The sequence below is a fragment of the Pseudomonas sp. S3_A09 genome (assembly GCF_054668065.1).
In genome coordinates, this window is sequence record NZ_CP162752.1 from 5,366,040 (window position 1) to 5,385,008 (window position 18,969).

Below are 18,969 nucleotides of genomic sequence, written 5' to 3' on the forward strand. Positions count from 1 at the left end.
GGGTATCAACACCAAACCTGTAGGAGCCGGCTTGCCGGCGATGGCGCCCGCATGATCGCCATCGCCGGCAAGCCAGCTCCTACACGTTAGTCCCAGCTCAGCGCGCCGCCGGTCTGGTACTCGATCACACGGGTTTCGAAGAAGTTTTTCTCTTTCTTCAAGTCCATGATCTCGCTCATCCACGGGAACGGGTTAGTGGTCCCTGGATACTCTTCTTTAAGACCGATCTGCGACAAGCGACGGTTCGCGATGAACTTGAGGTAATCCTCCATCATCGCCGCGTTCATGCCCAGTACACCGCGTGGCATGGTATCGCGCGCGTATTCAATCTCCAGCTGAGTCCCTTGCAGGATCATCTGGGTCGCTTCCTCTTTCATCTCGGCATCCCACAGGTGTGGGTTTTCGATTTTGATCTGGTTGATCACGTCGATACCGAAGTTCAAGTGCATCGACTCGTCGCGCAGGATGTACTGGAACTGCTCGGCCACGCCGGTCATTTTGTTGCGGCGGCCCATGGACAGGATCTGGGTGAAGCCGCAGTAGAAGAAGATGCCTTCCAGGACGCAGTAGTAGGCGACCAGGTTGCGCAGCAGTTCCTTGTCGGTCTCGACGGTGCCGGTTTCGAACTTCGGATCGGAGATCGAGCGCGTGTACTTGAGGCCCCAGGCGGCTTTTTTAGCCACCGATGGAATCTCGTGGTACATGTTGAAGATCTCGCCTTCATCCATGGCCAGCGATTCGATGCAGTACTGGTAGGCGTGGGTGTGGATCGCTTCTTCGAAGGCCTGGCGCAGGATGTACTGGCGGCACTCCGGGTTGGTGATCAGGCGGTACACGGCCAGGACCAGGTTGTTGGCGACCAGGGAGTCGGCGGTGGAGAAGAAGCCCAGGTTGCGCATGACGATGCGGCGTTCGTCGTCGGTCAGGCCTTCGGGGTTTTTCCACAGAGCGATGTCGGCGGTCATGTTGACCTCTTGCGGCATCCAGTGGTTGGCGCAGCCGTCGAGGTATTTCTGCCAGGCCCAGTCGTACTTGAACGGCACGAGTTGGTTGAGGTCGGCGCGGCAGTTGATCATGCGCTTTTCGTCAACGGCGACGCGGGCGGCGGAGCCTTCCAGCTCGGCGAGGCCTTCGGCGACGTCGAGTTTGTCCAGGGCGGCCTTGGCGCGGATGATCGCGGCGGAGTCGTTGGCGGTCACGTTACGGGCTTCCAGCGCGGCGGCGGCGCCGGCGCCGTCGAGACGGTCCATGTTGGCTTCGCTGGCGTGGCCGGCATTGGCGCCCTTGATCACCGCTGCACCGGTGTCTTCGTTGTCGACTTCATCCCAACTCAGCATTGAAATACTCCTTCCTGATCTGTTCTGACGGCGTGTGAACCCGTCCAAAAATATGCAATTTGCAGGCTACTAGGCATTGAAATACTGCGCATAATGTGGTCGGTAAATACCGATACTGCACACTATGTAGTGGTCTGTTCTGTTTGTGGGCACACTATATGGTGTGTGGTGACGATGGTCAACGACACAAGCGGGCATCGATCTTCACTGATCATCACCTGGGTCCTTGGACCATGCATGGACATTGCGGGCACCATCGCCGCCAAGCCGGGCTGTGACCGGTGTATCACCAGCCGCGCAGGCGTTCCCATACCTGTAGGTCGCCATTCGCTAACACCGCGGTATAACTGCCGAATTGGGTTCCGGTGGCGCAGGCGTGGTTTGGCAGGATGCGCAGCCGAGTACCCAAGGGGAATTGGGCGACCACATCCACACCCTGGAAATGCGCCACGCCATGCTCCTGATTAGCGCTGCTCAACAGCAACCCCTCGATCGGCGTACCGCGCTCATCACAGACCTGGCCGTAGCCAAAATCCTTTTTCTGCGATTGCGTGCCGCGATCCCGGCTCATGGCCATCCAGCCGGCATCCGTGATGATCCAGCCTTTTTCTGCCTGATGGCCGATCACTGTGGTCAGTACGCTCAAGGCCAGTTCATCGGTGCTGCATACGCCAATGTTGTGCATCACTAGGTCAAAGAACGCGTAGACCCCGGCGCGCAGTTCGGTCACACCCTCCAGGCTGATGGCCGAGAGTGCGGTCGGGGTAGAGCCGACGCTGACCTGGGCGCAGGGCAGGCCGGCGGCACGAATCCGCTCGGCCGCCTCGACGCAACGGGCGCGTTCCTGCTCGGCGATGGCTTGCAGGGCTTCGGGCGTATCCAGGCCGTAACTTTCGCCCGCGTGGGTCAGCACACCGGTGAGGGTGTCGCCGAGCAGTCGGGCGATGTCCAGCAGCAAAGGGTCGTGCGGCTTGACCCCGGTGCGGTGGCCGTCGCAATCGATCTCGATCATCACTGCAAAGGTTTCGTCGTGCTGGCGGCCAAAATCGATAATCGCCTGGGCACCGGCCAAGCTGTCGGTGATCAACGTCAAGCCGCAGCCCCGGCGACGCAGCGTCAGGGCCTGGGGCAGTTTGTGCGGGGCCATGGCCACCGCGTAGAGGATGTCATGGATACCCAGCGCGAAAAAATACTCGGCTTCTTTCAACGTCGACACCGTGATGCCGCTGGCGCCCGCTGCGATTTGTGCGGCCACCACTTCGGCGCACTTGTGGGTTTTGACATGGGGGCGCAACTGCACGCCCAGGGCGTCGGCGCGCTGCTGCATGCGCTGGATATTGCGCTGCATTTTCACGCTGTCGATCAAGGCGGCAGGGGTCTCCATGGTGCGGGCTCCACAATGAGGGGCAGGGTGTAAATTGACGCCCTGTCCAGGACTGGATATGTTGTCTTGCATGAAAAATACCTCTCCCAACGATACTCACCTGATCAGCCAGCTCGAACAGATCGCCGAAGGCTTGAGCAAGACCTTCAGCCCGTTCTGCGAAGTGGTGCTGCACGACTTGCGCGACCCGCAGCACTCGATTCTGGCGATCCATAACAACCTGTCCGGACGCGCGCCGGGCGACCCGACCACCGAGTTGGGCCTTGCGCGCATTGCCGACCCCGGGTACCCGCAAGTCATCGCCAATTACCAGAACCAGTTCAGCGACGGCCGCCAGGTCAAAAGCACGTCGATCGGCATCAAGGGCGCTGGCGGCGAGTACGTGGCGGCCTTATGCATGAACGTCGATCTCTCGTTGTTCCGTGGTTTGCAGGGCATGCTGGAACAGTTTGGCTCGGTCAGCGGCGACAAACTCATCGAATCCCTGGACCCATCCGGCGCCGATGTCATCCGTGCGCGTATCGACCAGTTCGCAGCGCGCCTGGCCACCACCCCGCGTGCGCTGAAGGCGGCGGACCGACGTGTACTCATGCAGGAGTTGAAAGACTCCGGCTGCCTGGATATTCGCCGGGCCATGGAAACCGTGGCCTCGCACCTGGGCGTCTCGCGCGCGGCGGTCTACACCTACGCCAAGTAACGCGCTATCGCTTCAATCTCGACGAGATAGCCGTGATGCAGTTCGGGCACCGGCACTACGGCGCGGGCAGGGCGGTGCTCACCCAGTGCGGCGGCGTAGACCCTGTCGAATGCGGGCCAGTGCTCAACGCCGGCCACATACACGGTGACCTTCACCAGATCCGCCGGCGTTCCACCGGCGGCGTTCAGGATTTGCAATAGATTGGTCAAGGCGATCCGAGCCTGCTCGGCAAATGTCGCCGACAGGTTATGCCGACCGTCCGAGCTGACCGGCAATTGCCCGGAGATATACAACGTGTCGCCGTGGGCGATGGCCTGGGCGTAATGCCCGGCGGGCGGGGAAGCCGTCGAAGTGTGGATGCTGTTCATGAGGCCTCACTGAGCAGGGCCGCGTACTTTTCGATATCGACATTGCCGCCGGTGACGATAATGCCTACCCGCTGGCCCTTGAACCGGCCTGCTTCGTTGAGCAAGGCCGCCAGGCCCAGGCAGCCAGTAGGCTCGACCACCATTTTCATGCGCTGCATGAAGAACTTCATCGCCGCCACCAACTCGGCATCCGACACGGTGAGGATGTCGTTGACGTTGTCACGGATGATGGGGAAGGTGTAATTGCCCAGGTGCTGGGTCTGAGCGCCGTCGGCAATGGTCTTCGGCGTGTCGATATGCACGATGCTGCCGCTGCGAAACGAGCGCTGCCCGTCATTGCCGGCTTCCGGTTCCACGCCATACAGCAGGCAATCCGGCGACAAGGCACGAGTCGACAACGCTGTACCCGAGAGCATGCCACCGCCGCCGAGACCAACGAACAAGGCATCCAGCGGTCCGGTGGACTCCAGCAGTTCCTTGGCAGCCGTGCCTTGCCCGGCGAGGATGTGCGGATGGTCGTAGGGCGGGATCAGGGTCAGGCCCTGTTCAGTGGCCAGGTTGCGGCCGATCTGCTCGCGGTCTTCAGTGAAGCGGTCGTACAGTACTATGCTGGCGCCATATTCACGGGTGGCGGCAACCTTGGCGGCCGGTGCATCGGTGGGCATCACGATGGTCGCCGGGATGCCCAGCAACTGCGCCGCCAGCGCTATGCCCTGGGCGTGGTTGCCGGATGAAAATGCCACCACGCCGGCTTTGCGCTGCTGCGGGTTAAATTGCGACAGGGCGTTGAACGCGCCGCGAAACTTGAACGAGCCTGCACGTTGCAGGTGTTCACACTTGATGAACACCTGTGCACCGGTCAGCGCGTCGAGGGTGCGCGAGGTGAACACCGGCGTCGCGTGCGCAACGCCTTCCAGGCGTTGCGCGGCGTCGATGACGTCTTGGTAAGTGGGCGATGGCATGAGCGGACCTCGTTGTCTGATGCTGGATAAAATATCCACAAAAAGACAAATAGTAAAGTGTCGTATGTCCATGCTAGCGTTTCGAACTTCTCTGACCGTTAGAGGATTCGACGTTGATTCGACTCACCGACTACATCGCCCAGTTCTCCCGGTCCGCCCTTGCGCCATGGGCTGACCTTACACCCTGGGCACTGGCAACCCAGGCGCCTGCGGTCGTTCGCCAGTTGTTGGCCAGACTCCCGGCCGACGAGTACATCATCCAGGATGAAATCGCCATCCACCGTACCGCCACCGTCGAGGCTGGCGCGTTGCTCAAGCCACCCCTGATCATCGGCGCCCACTGCTTTATCGCCAGTGGTTCACTGCTACGGGGCGGATGCTGGCTGGATGAGCATTGCATCATCGGTCCCGGTGCCGAGTTGAAGACCTCGTTCATGTTCAGCGGCAGCAAGCTGGCGCACTTCAATTTTGTCGGCGATTCGGTGTTGGGGCATAGGATCAACCTGGAGGCGGGGAGCATCGTTGCCAACTACCGCAACGAGCGCGATGACAAGGAAGTGCGGGTACGGGTTGACGGGACCTTGCAGCGCACGGGGTGCGACAAGTTTGGCGCGTTGCTCGGCGACCAGTGTCGGATCGGCGCCAATGCAGTGTTGGCGCCGGGGGCGCTGCTAAAGGCTGGAAGTGTCGTGGGCCGGGGGCGGGTGTTTGATTGCGAGAGCAATGCAGACATATACACTTGAGGGCTGGAATCATCCTCCACGAGGCCCAGACGATTGACGACGTTGGTGGTGGCTACATGAATCTAAGTCGGAGGCTGAAGAGCTGCGGTCTTCTTGAATCTGTACCGACGATTACAGATTTTCCCATGTTGTAACAAGGAGGTTTCAATAAGTGAAGTATCCGCTCTCGCGATGGTTAACGGGCGAGAGATCGTTTAAAGCGGCAATGTTGAAAAGACCATGGTGTGTCGACGCGATATTAAATAGAATTAATCTCATTTGAGACTCACTCGCGCCGCGCAGGTCGCTCGCCATGAATGATGTTGTAGTTCCGACCCACGCCCCCGAACTGACCTTGTCGAGCCTGTACCGCGACCACCGCAGCTGGCTGGAAAGCTGGCTGCGCCGGCGTCTGGGCAATGCCTGGGATGCGGCTGACCTGAGCCAGGATACCTTCTTGCGTGTGCTGGCCAGCGCTCAGCCGATCGCGCAGATGCAGGAGCCGCGGGCCTATCTGGTGACGGTCGGCAAGCGCCTGCTGGTGAATTTCCATCAGCGGCGCAGTCTTGAACAGGCTTATCTGAATGCCTTGGCCAGCCTGCCGGAAGCCTGCGTGCCGTCGCCCGAACAACGCTGGCTGCTGCTGGAAACCTTGCAAGCCCTGGATGAATTGCTCGATGGCTTGCCGGTGCTGGTCCGCCGTGCGTTCCTGTGGAGCCAACTGGAAGGCCTGGGCTATCGGGACATCGCCGAGCGCCTGGACGTGTCGGAGCGCACGGTAAAACGCTATATGGCCCAGGCTTACGAACATTGCCTGCTGGTGGACCTGTGAGCCGTGACGTTGCCCGCGCCGCGGCGCAGTGGTTGGCGCTGCTGGAATCCGGCGCCGCCACCGAGCGTGATCACGCCGCCTTGCAGCATTGGCGTGACAGCCATCCCCAGCACGAACAGACCTGGCAAAAAGCCCAGACCTTGCGCCAGCGTTTCAGCGACTTGCCCCAGGCCCTGGCGATGGCCAGCCTCGATCGCCCGCAACCTGGGCGCCGCGCCGTGCTCAAGCGCGCCCTGGGAATTGCAGCATTGGTGCCGACCGCCTGGCTGATCAGCCGTCAACTGCCCATCGAGGCTTGGCGTGCCGACCTGCACACCGCGACCGGCGAGCGCAAGCGCATCCCGTTGGCCGACGGCGGCAGCTTGCAGCTCAATACCGCGACGGCGGTGGACGTGGACCTGGCGCAGCGACGCATCACGTTGGTGGACGGAGAGTTGGCGTTGAACGTACCCGGCGCGGCGGCGGTGACCGTGCGGACGCGCTACGGCGAGTTGAGCGTCAGCCAGGCCGATGTGTGTGTAAGGCAGCAGGCCAGCGGTTGTCTGGTGTCGGTGCTCAAGGGCTCAGTCCAGGTGCGGGACCTGAACGGTCAAATGACGACACTGCAGGGCGGGCAGCAAGCGCCGCTGAAAGCCAGCGGCTTGGGGGCCTGGGTGCCGTTTGATGTAGTGCAGCTGGGTTGGCGCGACGGTGTGCTGACTGCGCAGAACCAGGCGCTGGGTGACTTCCTGCGGGAGCTCGAGCGTTATCGGCCAGGCGTGTTACGTTGGGAACCGAGCCTGGAAACGTTGCGGGTGACCGGCAGTTTTCGCCTGGACGACACCGACCGCATCCTCAACCTGCTGGCCTCGACGTTGGGGCTGGAGTTGCACGCACGCACGCGGTATTGGGTCACCCTCACACCGCGCAAATCCCTGGCCTGACACCCCCTTTCAATGGGGTGCGGCCAAGAAGGCGATATCAGATAACGTGGGCGCGTTGCAGCTCGGTCAAGGACAGTGCCTTGAATTGCGCCAGCATCGGGTCACGCCGGTCCCTGGGGTGCTGCAAGTCCACGGCGAGTTCCTGGCGAATGCTGCTCGGACGGTTATCCATCACCAGCACGCGGTCACTCAGGTACAGCGCCTCGTCCACATCATGGGTCACCAGCAGCAAGGCGATCGCGTGGTGTTTGGCCAGTTGCAACAGCAGGTCCTGCAGCTTCATGCGGGTGAAGGCATCCACCGCACTGAAGGGTTCGTCCAGCAGCAACACCTGCGGGCGTGAATACAGTCCGCGTGCAATCGCCACCCGTTGCGCCATGCCGCCGGACAATGCCTTGGGCAGCGCCTGGGCAAATCCCTTGAGGCCGACTTCCTCAATCAGTTGCATGACCCAGGCCTTGTCGTAGTGCTTGTCATCGCTGAAACCGATGTTCTGCTCCACCGTGAGCCAGGGCATCAGCCGAGGCTCCTGGAACACAAAGGCGACTTCGCCATCGGGGCTGCGCAGTTCGCCCTGAAAGTCTTTTTCCAGGCCGGCAACGATTCGCAGCAGGGTGCTTTTGCCACAGCCGCTGGGGCCCAGCAGGCTCACGGCCTCCCGAGGTTGCAGGGCCAGGCGCACGTCTTTCAGCACGGTGGTGTGGGCGAAGCTTTTACGCGCTACATGAATGTCCAACAGTGGCTGCACGCTCATTGTCCTGCTCCCTGGAACGTATCGCGCCAGGCCAGGCAGCGCTTTTCCAGCGTGGCGAGCAGGCCATCGCTGACTTTGCCCAGCGACGCCAACACGATGATTGCCGCCAACACGATATCCGGCCGCGAGGTCTCGCGCCCGTCGCTGAGCAAGTAACCCAGGCCTTTGGTGGCCGCGATCAGCTCGGCCGCCACCAGAAACATCCACGCCAGGCTCAAGCCACTGCGCAACCCGGTGAACAGGCCAGGCAGGGCGGCCGGCAACAGGATGCGACGCACCAGGCGCCACCGACTGAAGCCGTACATTTGCCCGACTTCCACCAGCTTGCGATCGATGTCGCGGATGGCGGCGACACCATTGAGGTACACCGGGAAGAACGCGCCGATGGCGATCAGCACGATCTTCGAGGTCTCGTCGATGCCCAGCCACAGCAGCAACAGCGGCACCCAGGCCAGGCTCGGAATCGAGCGCAGCCCGGCGAAAGTTGGTTCCAGGTAGGCTTCGGCCTCACGACTCAAGCCCACCCAGGCGGCAAACACCAGCGCCAGGCTGGCACCGATGGCAAAGCCCAGCAGCACCCGGCCCAGGCTGGCACTGATGTGTTTCCACAGTGAGCCTTCGGCGAGGTCCGTGAGGGTCACGGCGATCTCACTGGGCGCCGGCATCTGGTACGACGGCAACCAACCCACTCGAACCACCACCTCCAGCACCAGCAGGATCAGCACCGGCAACACCAGGCCCTTGAGCCGCCTCGGCCAGGCACTGCGATTGATCGCCACCGGCTCGACCAGGGGCAATGCTTGGGTTTTGCTGGTCATCACGCGCTCCTTAGTGGCCGAACGAGGTGTCGATCAACTGGTCGATCACCTGGTCCACGTTCACGCCTTTGCGCACCAGTTCTTCGGACACCAGGATCGGTGCGGCCGCCTTTGACGACACCACGTCCTTGCTGTTCAGGAAGGGTGTGCTCAGGTCGGTACGCGACAGTTGCAGCTTGGCCACTTCCAACGGCAGGCCGGATTCGTCGGCGAGCAGCTTGGCGAATTCATCCGGGTGCTTCACCGCCCAATCGCGGGCCTTTTCATACGCGCCGAGTACTTTGGTGATGGTCTGCGGATGCGCCTTGGCGAACTGCTCGGTGACGCTGACCACGCCGTAGCTGTTGAAGTCCTTGTTGCGGTACAGCAGGCGCGAACCGGCCTGGATTTCACTGGCGGCCATGTGCGGGTCGAGGCCGGCCCAGGCGTCCACGTCACCTTTTTCCAGGGCGGTACGACCGTCCGGATGTTGCAGGTGCACCAGTTCCACATCGTCCTTTTTCAGCCCGGCCTTTTGCAGGCTGCGCAGGGTGAACAGGTACGGGTCGGTGCCTTTGGTGGCGGCGATTTTCTTGCCTTTCAGGTCGGTGACGCTCTTGAGCGGCGAATCCTTGCGCACCACCAGAGCGGTCCATTCGGCGCGGCTATAGACGTACACCGACTTGATCGGGCTGCCATTGGCGCGACTGAGTACGGCAGACAGGCTGGCGGAAGAGGCGAAATCCACGCCGCCACTGTTGAGGTATTCCAGGGAACGGTTGCTGCCCTGGCTCAATACCCAGCCCACCTTGGAGTGCGGCAGGGCCTGTTCCAGCCAGCCGAAGTGCTTGAGCACCAGACTGACGGGCGAGTAATAGGCGTAGTCGAGATTGACTTCAGCGGGGTCGGTTTCAGCGGCATGGGCCAGTGGTTGCAGGCACAGGGCGAGGGCGCATGCGCCGAGTAAGCGTTGGGTGAAGGGTTTCATGGAACAGCTCCGGCAAGGCATTGAGAGAAGGCTTTCTTATATTCAGAAAAATTAAATGGCATGTTCCATCATGCTTTTCAGGAATATGCAGTCTCTGTGCCATCTAGCCTGTACGTGTGTTTCCGGGGCTTTAGGGAAATGTGGTTGTAGCGGGAGAAGGCAAACTGTTGATCCACTGTCGGTGGTGCAACAGTTCGCATATATCCATAAAGAATAAATAAAGAGTTATATATTCCTTTTAATGTTCTGGTCGATGGCGCATTTTGAGGGCCTGGGCATTCGTGCGGATTGACCCAACAACCAAAAGGAAAGCCGACATGACCATTAAAGCGATCAACGTGCGCAACCAATTCAAGGGCGTGATCAAGGAAATTCTGCTGGGGGAAGTGGTGTCGGAAATCGACGTACAGACCGCGTCCGGCATTGTCACTTCGGTAATCACCACCCGCTCGGTGCGTGATCTGGAGTTGAAAGTAGGCAGTGAAGTGATTGCCTTCGTAAAATCGACAGAAGTGTCCATCGCCAAGTTGTGAGTACACCTTGATAGGTGCAAGCCTTGGACTTTTTCAGGCCTGAGTCCCCTGGTGGGTGAGGCTCGGGTGTGTGGCCGCCACCTCCAGGTTGAACATCGGCGTGCCTTGGAACCCCTGCTGTAGCCGGTTGCGGCGGCCGGCAAAAACAGTAACAGCAGGGGTGCGGCACTCGTTGCGAACAGTTGTGAGTCAGGCCTGACGGGTGCGCAGGGCGCGTTCCATGCGTTGCAGGCCTTCTTCCAGCATCGACCGTGGGCAGCCGAAGTTCAGGCGCACGAACTGCTGGCTGTCATCACCGAACTCGATACCGGCGCTCAACCCGACCTTGGCCTGTTCCAGGAAAAACTGCTGCGGATCGTCCAGGCCCAGGGCGCTGCAATCCAGCCAGGCCAGGTAAGTACCTTGCGGTGCGTGCATCACCACGCCAGGCAGGCGGGTTTGCACGGCGTCGAGCAGGTAGTCGCGGTTGGACTGCAAGTACTGCACCAGCGCGTCGAGCCAATCACTGCACTGACTGTAGGCCGCGCGGGTAGCTTCCAGGCCCAGAGGGCTGACGCTGTCGACCATGCCGCAACGGGCATTGTTGAAGCGTTCGCGGATCTCGGCGTTCTGGATCACCGCGAAGCAGGTCTTGAGGCCGGCGACGTTGTAGGCCTTGCTGGCCGACATCAGGGTGATGGTGCGCTGGGCGATCTCGGGACTGAGGCTGGCGGTGGGAATGTGGCGACGGCCGTCGAAGCACAGTTCGGCGTGGATTTCGTCGGAGATGATCAGCGCGCCGTTTTCCAGGCAGGCGTTGGCCACGGCCAGCAGTTCTTCACGGGGGAAGACTTTGCCCATGGGGTTGTGCGGGTTGCTCAGCAACAGCGCGCCGGCGCCGGTCAATGCCTGGCGCATCGCGGGCATCGGCGTGAGGTATTCGCCGTTGACCTGCTCGAAGGGCACTTCGATGCGTGGCAGGTTCCAGTGGCCTGGTGCCAGGCGGATCGGCCGGTAGTTGGGGGTTTGCAGCACCACCGGCTGGCCCGGCTGGACAAACGCGTGCAGCGCCATGTTGAAACCCGGCTCGACGCCAGGCAGGAACAGCAGTTCATCCGGCTGCACGCGCCAGGCGTACTTGGCCCACAGGTCGGCAGTGATCGCTTCACGTACATCCGGCCCGGCGACACTGTAGCCGAGCACCTGCTGGTCGATGCGCGCGTGCAGGGCTTGCAGCACGGCGGGTGGGGCGGCGATGTCCATGTCGGCGATCCACATTGGCAGCACGTCTTGCGGGTAGCGGCTCCACTTGGTGCTGCCGGTGCCGAAGCGGGGGTGGATCGTGTCGAAATCAAAGCTCATGGGGGGCTCGTATCAAGGCGTCAGGTGCAGGAATGGCGCTGATTCTAGCGCCATTATTTTTATAGGCCAGAGCTGATTGCCACCGCAAGTTGCCGGTGTGCCTGTTCCAGGGCGCGATTGACGGCTTCTTCACCGCGCACCATGGCCGGCAGGTAGACGAAATCCACCGCGTGAATGCCCACTGTAGACAGGATGGTGCTCATGTACGGCGTCAGAAAGTCCGGTTCATGACCCTTGCGGGCGTTACCCGAACTGACCAGCACAAAGGTGCGCCGGTCTTGCAGCAAGCCGACTTTGGCGAACTGTTCATTCACCGTAAAACTGCGCTGGATGCGCACCACATGGTCGATCCAGGTCTTGAGCGCCGCCGGCACGGTGAAATTATGCACGGGAGTGCACAGGATCAGCAGGTCGCAGGCCTCCAGTTCAACGATCAGTTGTTCCGAGAGTGCCGTGGCGCTGCTGCCGAGTCCGCCGGGTGTGGTCAGCGCGTTGGCATATTCACGGGTCAAGGGTGGCAGTGCTTGGCTGCCATAGTCGCGCTCGGTCACCTCGGTGTCGGGGACCAGGTCGCGCAACAGTGCACGGGCCAGTTTGAAGGTCTGCGCGGCCTTGCCGTGGGGGCTGAAACTGAGGAGCAGGGCCCGGGTCATTGGCTCAGGTCCTGGGAAAAGTGCATGCCCAGGGGCAGTAGGCCCTGGCGGAAATAGAAGCGCTGGGCCAGGGCCATATGCATGCCGGTGTCCAGTACCAGCCAGCGATAGCCACGGGCGCGGGATTCCTCGCGCACCCGGTCCAGCAGTTGTTCACCCAGGCGCCGCCGTTGCAATGTGGCGTCTACCACCAGGTCATCCACGTAGATAAACCGGCCGTACAGGGTGTTTTCGGTCAACCGGTAGCCGGCCAGACCCATCACGTTGCCATTTTCGCGTGCGGCCAGCAGGCGGTAGCCGTTTTGCCGTTGGCGCTGGATTTGCTCGGCAAACGCCGTGGCGTCGGTGAGGTGAGGGCGCAGCTGTTGCATCACCGCGAAGCTGGCAATCAGATCGGCCTGGGTTTCCATCTGGGCAAATTCGACATGTTCATTCATGGTTTTTGGTTCTCCAGGTGTGCCTTGACCGCCGCCGGTACTTTGCGAAAGCTGATGGCGACGCGATTCAGGGCATTCATCAAGGCAATGGCCAGGGTCAGGTCGGCGATTTCCTTCTCACTGAACGCCGCCGCGACGTCTGCATAGTCCGCATCCGGCACCTGGGTTTGCGCCACCGGGGTGACCACCTCGGCCCAAGCCAGGGCGGCACGTTCACGTGGGGTGAACAGCGGCAGACCTTCGCGCCAGGCGGCCAACAGCATGATTTTTTCCAGGCTCACGCCGAGCTTGAGCAAGTCGCGGGAGTGACTGTCCAGGCAATAAGCGCAGCCATTGAGTTGCGAGACGCGCAGGTACACCAGGTCGATCAGTTCTTTTTCCAGGCCGCAGCCGTGGATGTAACTGTGCACCGAACCCAGGGCTTTGTAGCCGGCGGGCGCGGCCTGGGCGTAATCGAGTCGGTGGTTCATGGGCGATCCTTGTGACGGTGAAGGGATGCGCCATTTTCATGGTGGGTCGGCTGGGCGGACAGGGGCATGATTGGACAAGTGGGTTGGGACATGATCAGACTTCGTGCTGTCTTCCCGTCGAGCCAATCGCGATGTCGTCACTGCCCAAATACCAGGAAATCTACCGACGCTTTCGCCAGGCCATCGATCAGGGCCAGTTGCGCCCCGGCGAGCGCGTGCCCTCGGTGCGGGCGATGGCGCAGGAACTCAAGGTGGCGCGAGGCACGGTGGAGGCGGCGTATCAGTTGCTGGTCAGCGAGGGCTTTTTCGAGGCGCGCGGGCAAGCGGGGACGGTGATTGCCGAGGCGCTGCCGCAGGTACCGATGAAACCCATGCCGGCTGCGCTGCCAGTGACTTCGGGCCCTTTGCCGCTGCAAATGGGCCTGCCGGCCTTGGATGCTTTCCCTCGCAAGCTGTGGGCGCGGCTGGTGACCCAGCAAGTGCGCCGCACCGACGCGAACAGCCTGGCGATGGGCGATGAGCGCGGCACCCAGGCGCTGCGTGTGGCGATAGCCAGCTACCTGGCGTTGTACCGGGGCGTGGAGTGCACGCCGCAACAGGTGTTTGTGTGTGCCGGATACGCGGGGGGCCTGACGCTGGTGTGTGAAGCATTGGCGATGGCAGGGCAGCGGTGCTGGTTTGAAGACCCTGGGTATCTGCATGCGCGCCAGTTGTTGATTCATCAGGGTGTGGAGCTGGTGCCGGTACCGGTGGACCGTGATGGGCTGGATGTTGAGCAGGGTATTTCGCGCGGACGTGAGGCACGGTTGGCGGTTGTCACACCGGCGCACCAGAGCCCGCTGGGTGTTGCGCTGAGCCCGGCGCGGCGACGGGCGTTGCTGGCGTGGGCGCGGGAGCAGGGCAGTTGGGTGGTGGAAGATGACTACGACAGTGAGTTTCGCTATCGCGGGCAGCCATTGGCGGCACTCAAGCGTCAGGATGGGGATGATCGGGTGATCTATGCCGGGAGTTTCAGCAAGATGCTGTTTCCGGGGTTGCGGTTGGGGTGTCTGGTGGTGCCCACGGCGCTGCTGGCTAGGTTTGAGCAGGGGGCTCGGGTGTTGCAACAGCGGAGTGCGCAGTTGTTGCAATTGACCGCAGCGGACTTTTTGGAGCAGGGGCATTTCACTCGGCATTTGAAGAAGATGCGGCAGTTGTATGCGCAGCGTCGGGGGTATCTGGTAGAGGCGTTGCGGCTGCATTGCGGAGCGTTCTTGCGGGTGGATGAGCAAGCGGGAGGGATTAATTTGCTGGCGCGGTTGGTGGTGGATGTGCCGGATTGGGCGGTGGCTGAGGCGGCTGAGCGGGCGGGGTTGGGGGTTAAGGCGTTGTCTGCCTGGACGTTGGAAGGTGGGCAGGGGCAGGGGGTGTTGATGGGGTTCACGAATGTGGCTTCTGCTTCGGACGCTGTGGTGGTTGCTCAGGTTTTGCGTGCGGTGATTGCTGAGTATCTATCCGTTCCTCTGGTAACAACGGCTACTGCAGGGGCGGGTTCGTCAGAAAGAATCGGTCGGCTCTAAGGCGGCCCCGCGCTGGCAGGTTGCGAGAACAGCGCTCCCACGCACGGTGGGAGCGCGCAACCGGTCAGTGCTTGACCGGTGTCGGCAGGGTCACAAGGTTGACGTAGCCATCCCAGAATTTCTTCTGGTCCACGCCGAACACCACCTTGGCCTTCTGCGTGCCCACGGGCGCGCCTTTCGGGTAGGCCAGTGCGCGACCGTAGTCCGCGCCAAACGTGGCGTCCACATCCACCCACAGCTCGCGGGATTCGGTGACGATCCCAGGGTTGACCAGGTACAGCGCCGGCAAGCTGTCCCAGGTGAAGCTGTGGTAGCTCGGGTCCTTGTCGAACAACGGCCCGAACTCATGCGTGTACAGGTCGGCAATCGCGCCTTTCTGTGCAATCACGCGCTGGTACACCGTTTTGTCGAAGGTGACTTTCTCGCACACATCATTGGGGAAAATCACGTGTTCGATCGGCGAGCGCAACACGATCTTCGCCGCCTCCGGGTCGAACCACCAGTTGAACTCCGCCGCCGGCGTGGTATTGCCCGGAATTTCCAGGGCGCCGCCCATGTACACGATGCGTTTGATCAGCGGCACGATATCCGGCGCCGAACGAATCGCCAGGGCGACGTTGGTCAGCGGGCCGACGGCGAGGATCGTCACCTGGTGCGGGTTGGCGCGCACGCTGTCGACAATGAACTGCGCGGCGGCCTCCTTGCGCAGTTTCGTGTGGGTGGCCAGGCCGTCCGGTGGTGCGACCAATTGTGAGGGTGATGTGGGGCGCGGGTTTTTGAACGCCCCCGGCCAGCCGGAGCCGAACAGCGCTTTTTCTGCCTCGTAGGTGGCGTAGTCGTGCAGCAGCGGGTAGGCGGCGCCGGAGTAGACGCCGACCTCTTTATCCACGCCCATGCGTTCCACGGCCTTCAGGGCGTCGACCTGCTCCTGATCGACCCAGGCGTTGCCGCTGACCAGGGTCATGCCCAGCAGCTCGATGCGTTTTTGCGCATGCAACTGGGCAAGCATGATGAAGGCCTGACCGTCATCGTTGAGTACGTTGAAATCGGTATCGAAGATGACCTTTTCCGCCGCCTGCGCGGTGCCGGCACACAGACCGACCGCAACAAGCAGCGCACAGCGTTTCAAGAAGCCTTGCATGGTGAGTCTTCCGAAAAAATTGTTGTTATCAACGGTTCACCAGTTTCGCCGGCAAGGCGATGACCAGGAAGCTGCTGAGGATCAGGCAGCCCGCGAAAAACCACAAGGCACCGGCGCTGCTGCCTGTGACGTCGATCGCAACGCCCATCAATGAGTTGCTGACCAGGCCGGCGATATTCGCCACCGAACAGGCCAGGGCGAAGCCGGTGGCCGCCGCGGTGCCTTTGAGAAAGGTCGCCGGCAGGCTGAAGAACACCGGCACGGCGCCGATGATCGCCGCCGAAGCAATCGCGAACAGCACCACCGTGGCCACCACGTTATGGGTGAAGAAGGTGCTCGTGGCCATGGCCGCCGCGCCGATGAAAAACGGCACGATGATGTGCCAGCGGCGTTCGCGGTGTTTGTCCGAGCTGGCGCCGATCAGCAGCATGCCGAGCAGGGCGGCGACGCTTGGCAAGGCGGTGAGCACGCCGATATGGAACGTGTCGGTGACCCCGGCGTTGCGGATGAAGGTCGGCATCCAGAAGCCCATGGCGTAGGCGCTGAGCAGGATCGAGAAGTCGATACCGCCGAGCATCCATACCTTGAGGTTGAAGAAGCCGTCGCGGAAGCTGTGCTTGCTGGCGGAGCCTTCGGCATCGTCCTTGCGCAGTTCGGTGTCCAGCAGGGCCTTTTCCTCATCCGACAGCCATTTGGCTTGCTGGTAGGTGTTGGGCAGGGCCCAGAAGGTCAGCACGCCAAGCAAGACGCTGGGCACCGCTTCGATCAGGAACAGCCACTGCCAGCCACGCAGGCCGCCCATGTGGTCGAAGTGGCCCATGATCCAGCCGGACAGTGGGCCACCGATCACGCTGGAGAGCGGCAGGCCGATCATGAACAGCGCAATGATGCGCCCGCGTCGGTGGGTGGGAAACCAAGTGGTCAGGTAGTACAGGACACCCGGCAGAAAGCCCGCTTCGGCAGCGCCGAGCAGAAAACGCAGAATGTAGAACTGGATGGTGGAGGTGACCAGCATGGTGCAGGCCGAGAGCAGGCCCCAGGTGATCATGATGCGCGCGATCCAGATCTTTGCGCCGACCCGTTCCAGCACCAGGTTGCTCGGTACTTCGAACAGGATATAACCGACAAAGAACAGCCCGGCACCGAGACCGAACGCGGTTTCGCTGAACTGTAATTGGTCGAGCATCTGCAGTTTGGCGAAGCCGATGTTGATGCGGTCCAGGTAGGCGGCCAGGTAGCAGAAGCACAGGAAGGGAATCAGCTTCCAGGTGATCTTGTGGTAAAGCGTGTTGACCGGGTCGGCGACGGTGGTCGCGGGCGCTGCATTCGCAATGGGCATTGGGTGTCTCCTGGCGGTGACTTATGGTTTTTATACAGCCGCTTTTGTTCCAGCACTTCGGAGTGCTGTAGAAGCGACTTCCAAAGGCAGTGTCAGAAGACTGAGGAGGGCCTGTTGGAGGCGATCCATAGGGAAACCGGGCTTAGGTGGGAGCTGGCTGGCCAGCGATGGCATCGGCGCGGTGTCACTGATACACCGCAGCGTCTGCATCGCGGGCCAGACCGGCTCCCACAGGGATCGGTTGCCACATTTGAATGCGTTCCAAGGCCGGGCCTCAGTTTTGTGCAAGACCGCGCTCTATGGCGCAGTTCTTAATAACGTCTTATTGCTCCCTGAACTTGCGCATCGCCTCCTGCTTGCTCACCACATCGCCATATTTGCTGTCGATATCGAACAGGTTGGCTTCATGGGGCGCGGGGTGTCGATCGCCGACGCATTCGCGCACGACGATGGTGCGAAACCCGTGTTGCACCGCATCCACCGCCGTGGCGCGGATGCAGCCGCTGGTGGAACAGCCTGCCAGCACCACGGTGTCGATGCTCTGTGCATGCAGCATCGGCGCCAGGCTGCTGCCGAAAAACGCACTGGCGTACTGTTTGGTGATGACGACTTCCTCGTCCAGTGGCAACACCTCGGCACAGAACGCGGCGAGTGGGTTGCCTTCGACCATGTCTTTCATCACCGGGGCTTTTTTCACCCAGATCCCGCCATCGACGAAATGGCCGGGATGGTAGCGGATATTGGTGTGCACCACTGCAATCCCGTGCAGGCGCGCGGTGGCCAGCAGTTCCACGCTTTCGGCCACGGCCGTGACTACACCCGGCGCGAACAGCGGCGCGCCTTCGGTGGTGTAGCCCTGCATGAAGTCGATCATCAGCAGCGCGGCTTTCTTGCCAAAGCCGATGCGGTTGCCCCACACGCCCTGGTAGTTGGCGTCGGCGGATTGTTCGCTCATCGTTTCACTTCCCTCAGTAGGCGCCGGAGAGCAGGGCGCCGGCACCGGGAACGATGGGTTCCAGGTCCAGGGCCTTGAGCATCGCGTAGGTGGTGGCAATGGCGGCGGTGAGTACCGGTTTGCCGGTTTGCGCCTCGACCTTGGCCACCACCGGCAGCGACTGCATCTGCACGCAGGCGGACAGCACAATCACATCGACGCCTTCCAGGTTCATCCCGGCGACGATGGCCGGCAGGTTGGCCGGGTCGTGGCGGGCCACTTCGAGGTTGTCGGGAATCTCCAGGGCGCGCCAATCCACCACCTCGAAGCCTTCTTCGCGGATGTAGTTCACCACCAACTCGGTCAGCGGTTTCATGTACGGCGCGACAATCGCGATACGCTTGGCGCCCATCACTTTCAGGCCTTCGATCAAGGCGCCGGCGCTGGTGATTACCGGGGCGTTGGCGTCGTTGTCGGCCGTGGCTTTGCGCAGGCGTTGTTCGGAGTTGCGGTGATAGCCCAGGCCCATGGCCATGATCGCTACGAGGCAGGCGTAGCCCAGCACATCGACCTTGGCGTCGGACAGCTCGACGGCACAGCGGTCGGACTCGCCGTCCATGGCCGCCAGTTCTTCCTTGCGTACTTGCTTCATGCGCATGCGGCTGGAGTGAAAGGTGAAGCGCTCGGGACGGATCGCCTGGCGCGCGGTGAGCATCGCCGGGATCTCGGTTTCCATGGTGGTGTTGGAACTCGGCACGATCTGGCCGATGCGGTAAGGCTTCTGCATGGTGCTCTCCA

21 protein-coding genes are annotated in these 18,969 nt (G+C 61.7%); 6 read left to right on the forward strand and 15 right to left on the reverse strand.

The window, feature by feature from the left end:
* Window positions 1–86: 86 nt before the first annotated feature.
* Together AB4N92_RS24995 and AB4N92_RS25000 are read right to left on the reverse strand one after the other, a co-directional pair.
* Window positions 87–1,337 (reverse strand): ribonucleotide-diphosphate reductase subunit beta, encoded by a 1,251-nt coding sequence (locus AB4N92_RS24995; protein WP_005788524.1) that lies wholly within the window; start codon window positions 1,335–1,337, stop codon window positions 87–89.
* A 286-nt stretch (window positions 1,338–1,623) separates the two neighbouring features.
* Window positions 1,624–2,721: a DSD1 family PLP-dependent enzyme gene (locus AB4N92_RS25000; RefSeq protein WP_236267283.1), complete on the reverse strand. Its 1,098-nt coding sequence runs from the start codon at window positions 2,719–2,721 to the stop codon at window positions 1,624–1,626.
* A 70-nt stretch (window positions 2,722–2,791) separates the two neighbouring features.
* Here AB4N92_RS25000 and AB4N92_RS25005 point away from each other — a divergent pair, with 70 nt between their 5' ends.
* Window positions 2,792–3,418: a helix-turn-helix transcriptional regulator gene (locus tag AB4N92_RS25005; RefSeq protein WP_236267284.1), complete on the forward strand. Its 627-nt coding sequence runs from the start codon at window positions 2,792–2,794 to the stop codon at window positions 3,416–3,418.
* Here AB4N92_RS25005 and AB4N92_RS25010 read toward each other — a convergent pair.
* Both AB4N92_RS25010 and AB4N92_RS25015 read right to left on the reverse strand, forming a co-directional pair.
* The gene (locus AB4N92_RS25010; RefSeq protein ID WP_021491966.1) at window positions 3,406–3,786 is read right to left on the reverse strand and encodes a RidA family protein; all 381 of its coding nucleotides are present in this window, start codon (window positions 3,784–3,786) and stop codon (window positions 3,406–3,408) included. The genes AB4N92_RS25005 and AB4N92_RS25010 overlap by 13 nt on opposite strands.
* Window positions 3,783–4,748, reverse strand: a complete 966-nt coding sequence (locus AB4N92_RS25015; RefSeq protein WP_236267285.1) for a threo-3-hydroxy-L-aspartate ammonia-lyase — start codon at window positions 4,746–4,748, stop codon at window positions 3,783–3,785. The genes AB4N92_RS25010 and AB4N92_RS25015 overlap by 4 nt, the downstream gene beginning before the upstream one ends.
* Before the next feature lie 113 nt (window positions 4,749–4,861).
* On the opposite strand from AB4N92_RS25015, the gene AB4N92_RS25020 reads away from it, so the two are divergent.
* The 3 genes from AB4N92_RS25020 to AB4N92_RS25030 all read left to right on the forward strand — a co-directional run bounded on the left by AB4N92_RS25020 (window position 4,862) and on the right by AB4N92_RS25030 (window position 7,225).
* Window positions 4,862–5,491 carry an LbetaH domain-containing protein gene (locus AB4N92_RS25020; RefSeq protein WP_021491968.1) on the forward strand — a complete coding sequence of 210 codons (630 nt, stop codon included), beginning with the start codon at window positions 4,862–4,864 and terminating at the stop codon, window positions 5,489–5,491.
* 292 nt (window positions 5,492–5,783) lie between these two features.
* The gene (locus AB4N92_RS25025) at window positions 5,784–6,302 is read left to right on the forward strand and encodes a sigma-70 family RNA polymerase sigma factor (protein WP_010210683.1); all 519 of its coding nucleotides are present in this window, start codon (window positions 5,784–5,786) and stop codon (window positions 6,300–6,302) included.
* Window positions 6,299–7,225, forward strand: a complete 927-nt coding sequence (locus tag AB4N92_RS25030) for a FecR domain-containing protein (RefSeq protein ID WP_047543716.1) — start codon at window positions 6,299–6,301, stop codon at window positions 7,223–7,225. Before AB4N92_RS25025 ends, AB4N92_RS25030 begins: the two co-directional genes overlap by 4 nt.
* Window positions 7,226–7,262: 37 nt before the next feature.
* Here AB4N92_RS25030 and AB4N92_RS25035 read toward each other — a convergent pair whose 3' ends face one another.
* Genes AB4N92_RS25035 through AB4N92_RS25045 form a run of 3 tightly spaced genes read right to left on the reverse strand, consistent with a single transcriptional unit; the run spans window position 7,263 to window position 9,764 of the window.
* The gene (locus AB4N92_RS25035) at window positions 7,263–7,979 is read right to left on the reverse strand and encodes an ABC transporter ATP-binding protein (protein WP_047543719.1); all 717 of its coding nucleotides are present in this window, start codon (window positions 7,977–7,979) and stop codon (window positions 7,263–7,265) included.
* Window positions 7,976–8,797, reverse strand: a complete 822-nt coding sequence (locus AB4N92_RS25040; protein WP_010210680.1) for an ABC transporter permease — start codon at window positions 8,795–8,797, stop codon at window positions 7,976–7,978. The genes AB4N92_RS25035 and AB4N92_RS25040 overlap by 4 nt, the downstream gene beginning before the upstream one ends.
* Before the next feature lie 10 nt (window positions 8,798–8,807).
* Entirely contained in the window at window positions 8,808–9,764 is a 957-nt protein-coding gene (locus AB4N92_RS25045; protein WP_010210678.1) for an aliphatic sulfonate ABC transporter substrate-binding protein, read from the reverse strand.
* Window positions 9,765–10,081: 317 nt separating this feature from the next.
* On the opposite strand from AB4N92_RS25045, the gene AB4N92_RS25050 reads away from it, so the two are divergent.
* Window positions 10,082–10,297: a TOBE domain-containing protein gene (locus tag AB4N92_RS25050; protein WP_003173733.1), complete on the forward strand. Its 216-nt coding sequence runs from the start codon at window positions 10,082–10,084 to the stop codon at window positions 10,295–10,297.
* A 189-nt stretch (window positions 10,298–10,486) separates the two neighbouring features.
* Here the strand turns inward: AB4N92_RS25050 and AB4N92_RS25055 are convergent, their stop codons facing one another.
* Genes AB4N92_RS25055 through AB4N92_RS25070 form a run of 4 tightly spaced genes read right to left on the reverse strand, consistent with a single transcriptional unit; the run spans window position 10,487 to window position 13,198 of the window.
* A complete protein-coding gene (locus AB4N92_RS25055) occupies window positions 10,487–11,638 on the reverse strand; it encodes a MalY/PatB family protein (protein ID WP_236267286.1) in 1,152 nt (383 codons plus the stop codon).
* Window positions 11,639–11,697: 59 nt separating this feature from the next.
* Window positions 11,698–12,291, reverse strand: a complete 594-nt coding sequence (locus AB4N92_RS25060; RefSeq protein ID WP_236267287.1) for an FMN-dependent NADH-azoreductase — start codon at window positions 12,289–12,291, stop codon at window positions 11,698–11,700.
* Entirely contained in the window at window positions 12,288–12,728 is a 441-nt protein-coding gene (locus tag AB4N92_RS25065) for a GNAT family N-acetyltransferase (protein ID WP_042571192.1), read from the reverse strand. The genes AB4N92_RS25060 and AB4N92_RS25065 overlap by 4 nt, the downstream gene beginning before the upstream one ends.
* On the reverse strand, window positions 12,725–13,198 hold the full coding sequence (locus AB4N92_RS25070) for a carboxymuconolactone decarboxylase family protein (protein WP_010210663.1): 474 nt from the start codon (window positions 13,196–13,198) through the stop codon (window positions 12,725–12,727). The genes AB4N92_RS25065 and AB4N92_RS25070 overlap by 4 nt, the downstream gene beginning before the upstream one ends.
* 131 nt (window positions 13,199–13,329) lie before the next feature.
* Between AB4N92_RS25070 and pdxR the strand changes: the two genes are divergently transcribed.
* Entirely contained in the window at window positions 13,330–14,757 is a 1,428-nt protein-coding gene (gene pdxR / locus AB4N92_RS25075; protein ID WP_460128544.1) for a MocR-like pyridoxine biosynthesis transcription factor PdxR, read from the forward strand.
* Between the two features lie 64 nt (window positions 14,758–14,821).
* Here pdxR and AB4N92_RS25080 read toward each other — a convergent pair whose 3' ends face one another.
* The 4 genes from AB4N92_RS25080 to AB4N92_RS25095 all read right to left on the reverse strand — a co-directional run bounded on the left by AB4N92_RS25080 (window position 14,822) and on the right by AB4N92_RS25095 (window position 18,958).
* Window positions 14,822–15,898 carry a nucleoside hydrolase gene (locus AB4N92_RS25080; RefSeq protein WP_460128546.1) on the reverse strand — a complete coding sequence of 359 codons (1,077 nt, stop codon included), beginning with the start codon at window positions 15,896–15,898 and terminating at the stop codon, window positions 14,822–14,824.
* A gap of 28 nt (window positions 15,899–15,926) precedes the next feature.
* A complete protein-coding gene (locus AB4N92_RS25085; protein ID WP_460128549.1) occupies window positions 15,927–17,237 on the reverse strand; it encodes an MFS transporter in 1,311 nt (436 codons plus the stop codon).
* Between the two features lie 322 nt (window positions 17,238–17,559).
* Window positions 17,560–18,192 carry an N-carbamoylsarcosine amidohydrolase gene (locus AB4N92_RS25090; protein ID WP_044287083.1) on the reverse strand — a complete coding sequence of 211 codons (633 nt, stop codon included), beginning with the start codon at window positions 18,190–18,192 and terminating at the stop codon, window positions 17,560–17,562.
* A 13-nt stretch (window positions 18,193–18,205) separates the two neighbouring features.
* Window positions 18,206–18,958, reverse strand: coding sequence for a maleate cis-trans isomerase family protein (locus AB4N92_RS25095; RefSeq protein WP_010210656.1), 753 nt, complete (start codon window positions 18,956–18,958; stop codon window positions 18,206–18,208).
* Window positions 18,959–18,969 lie beyond the last annotated feature (11 nt).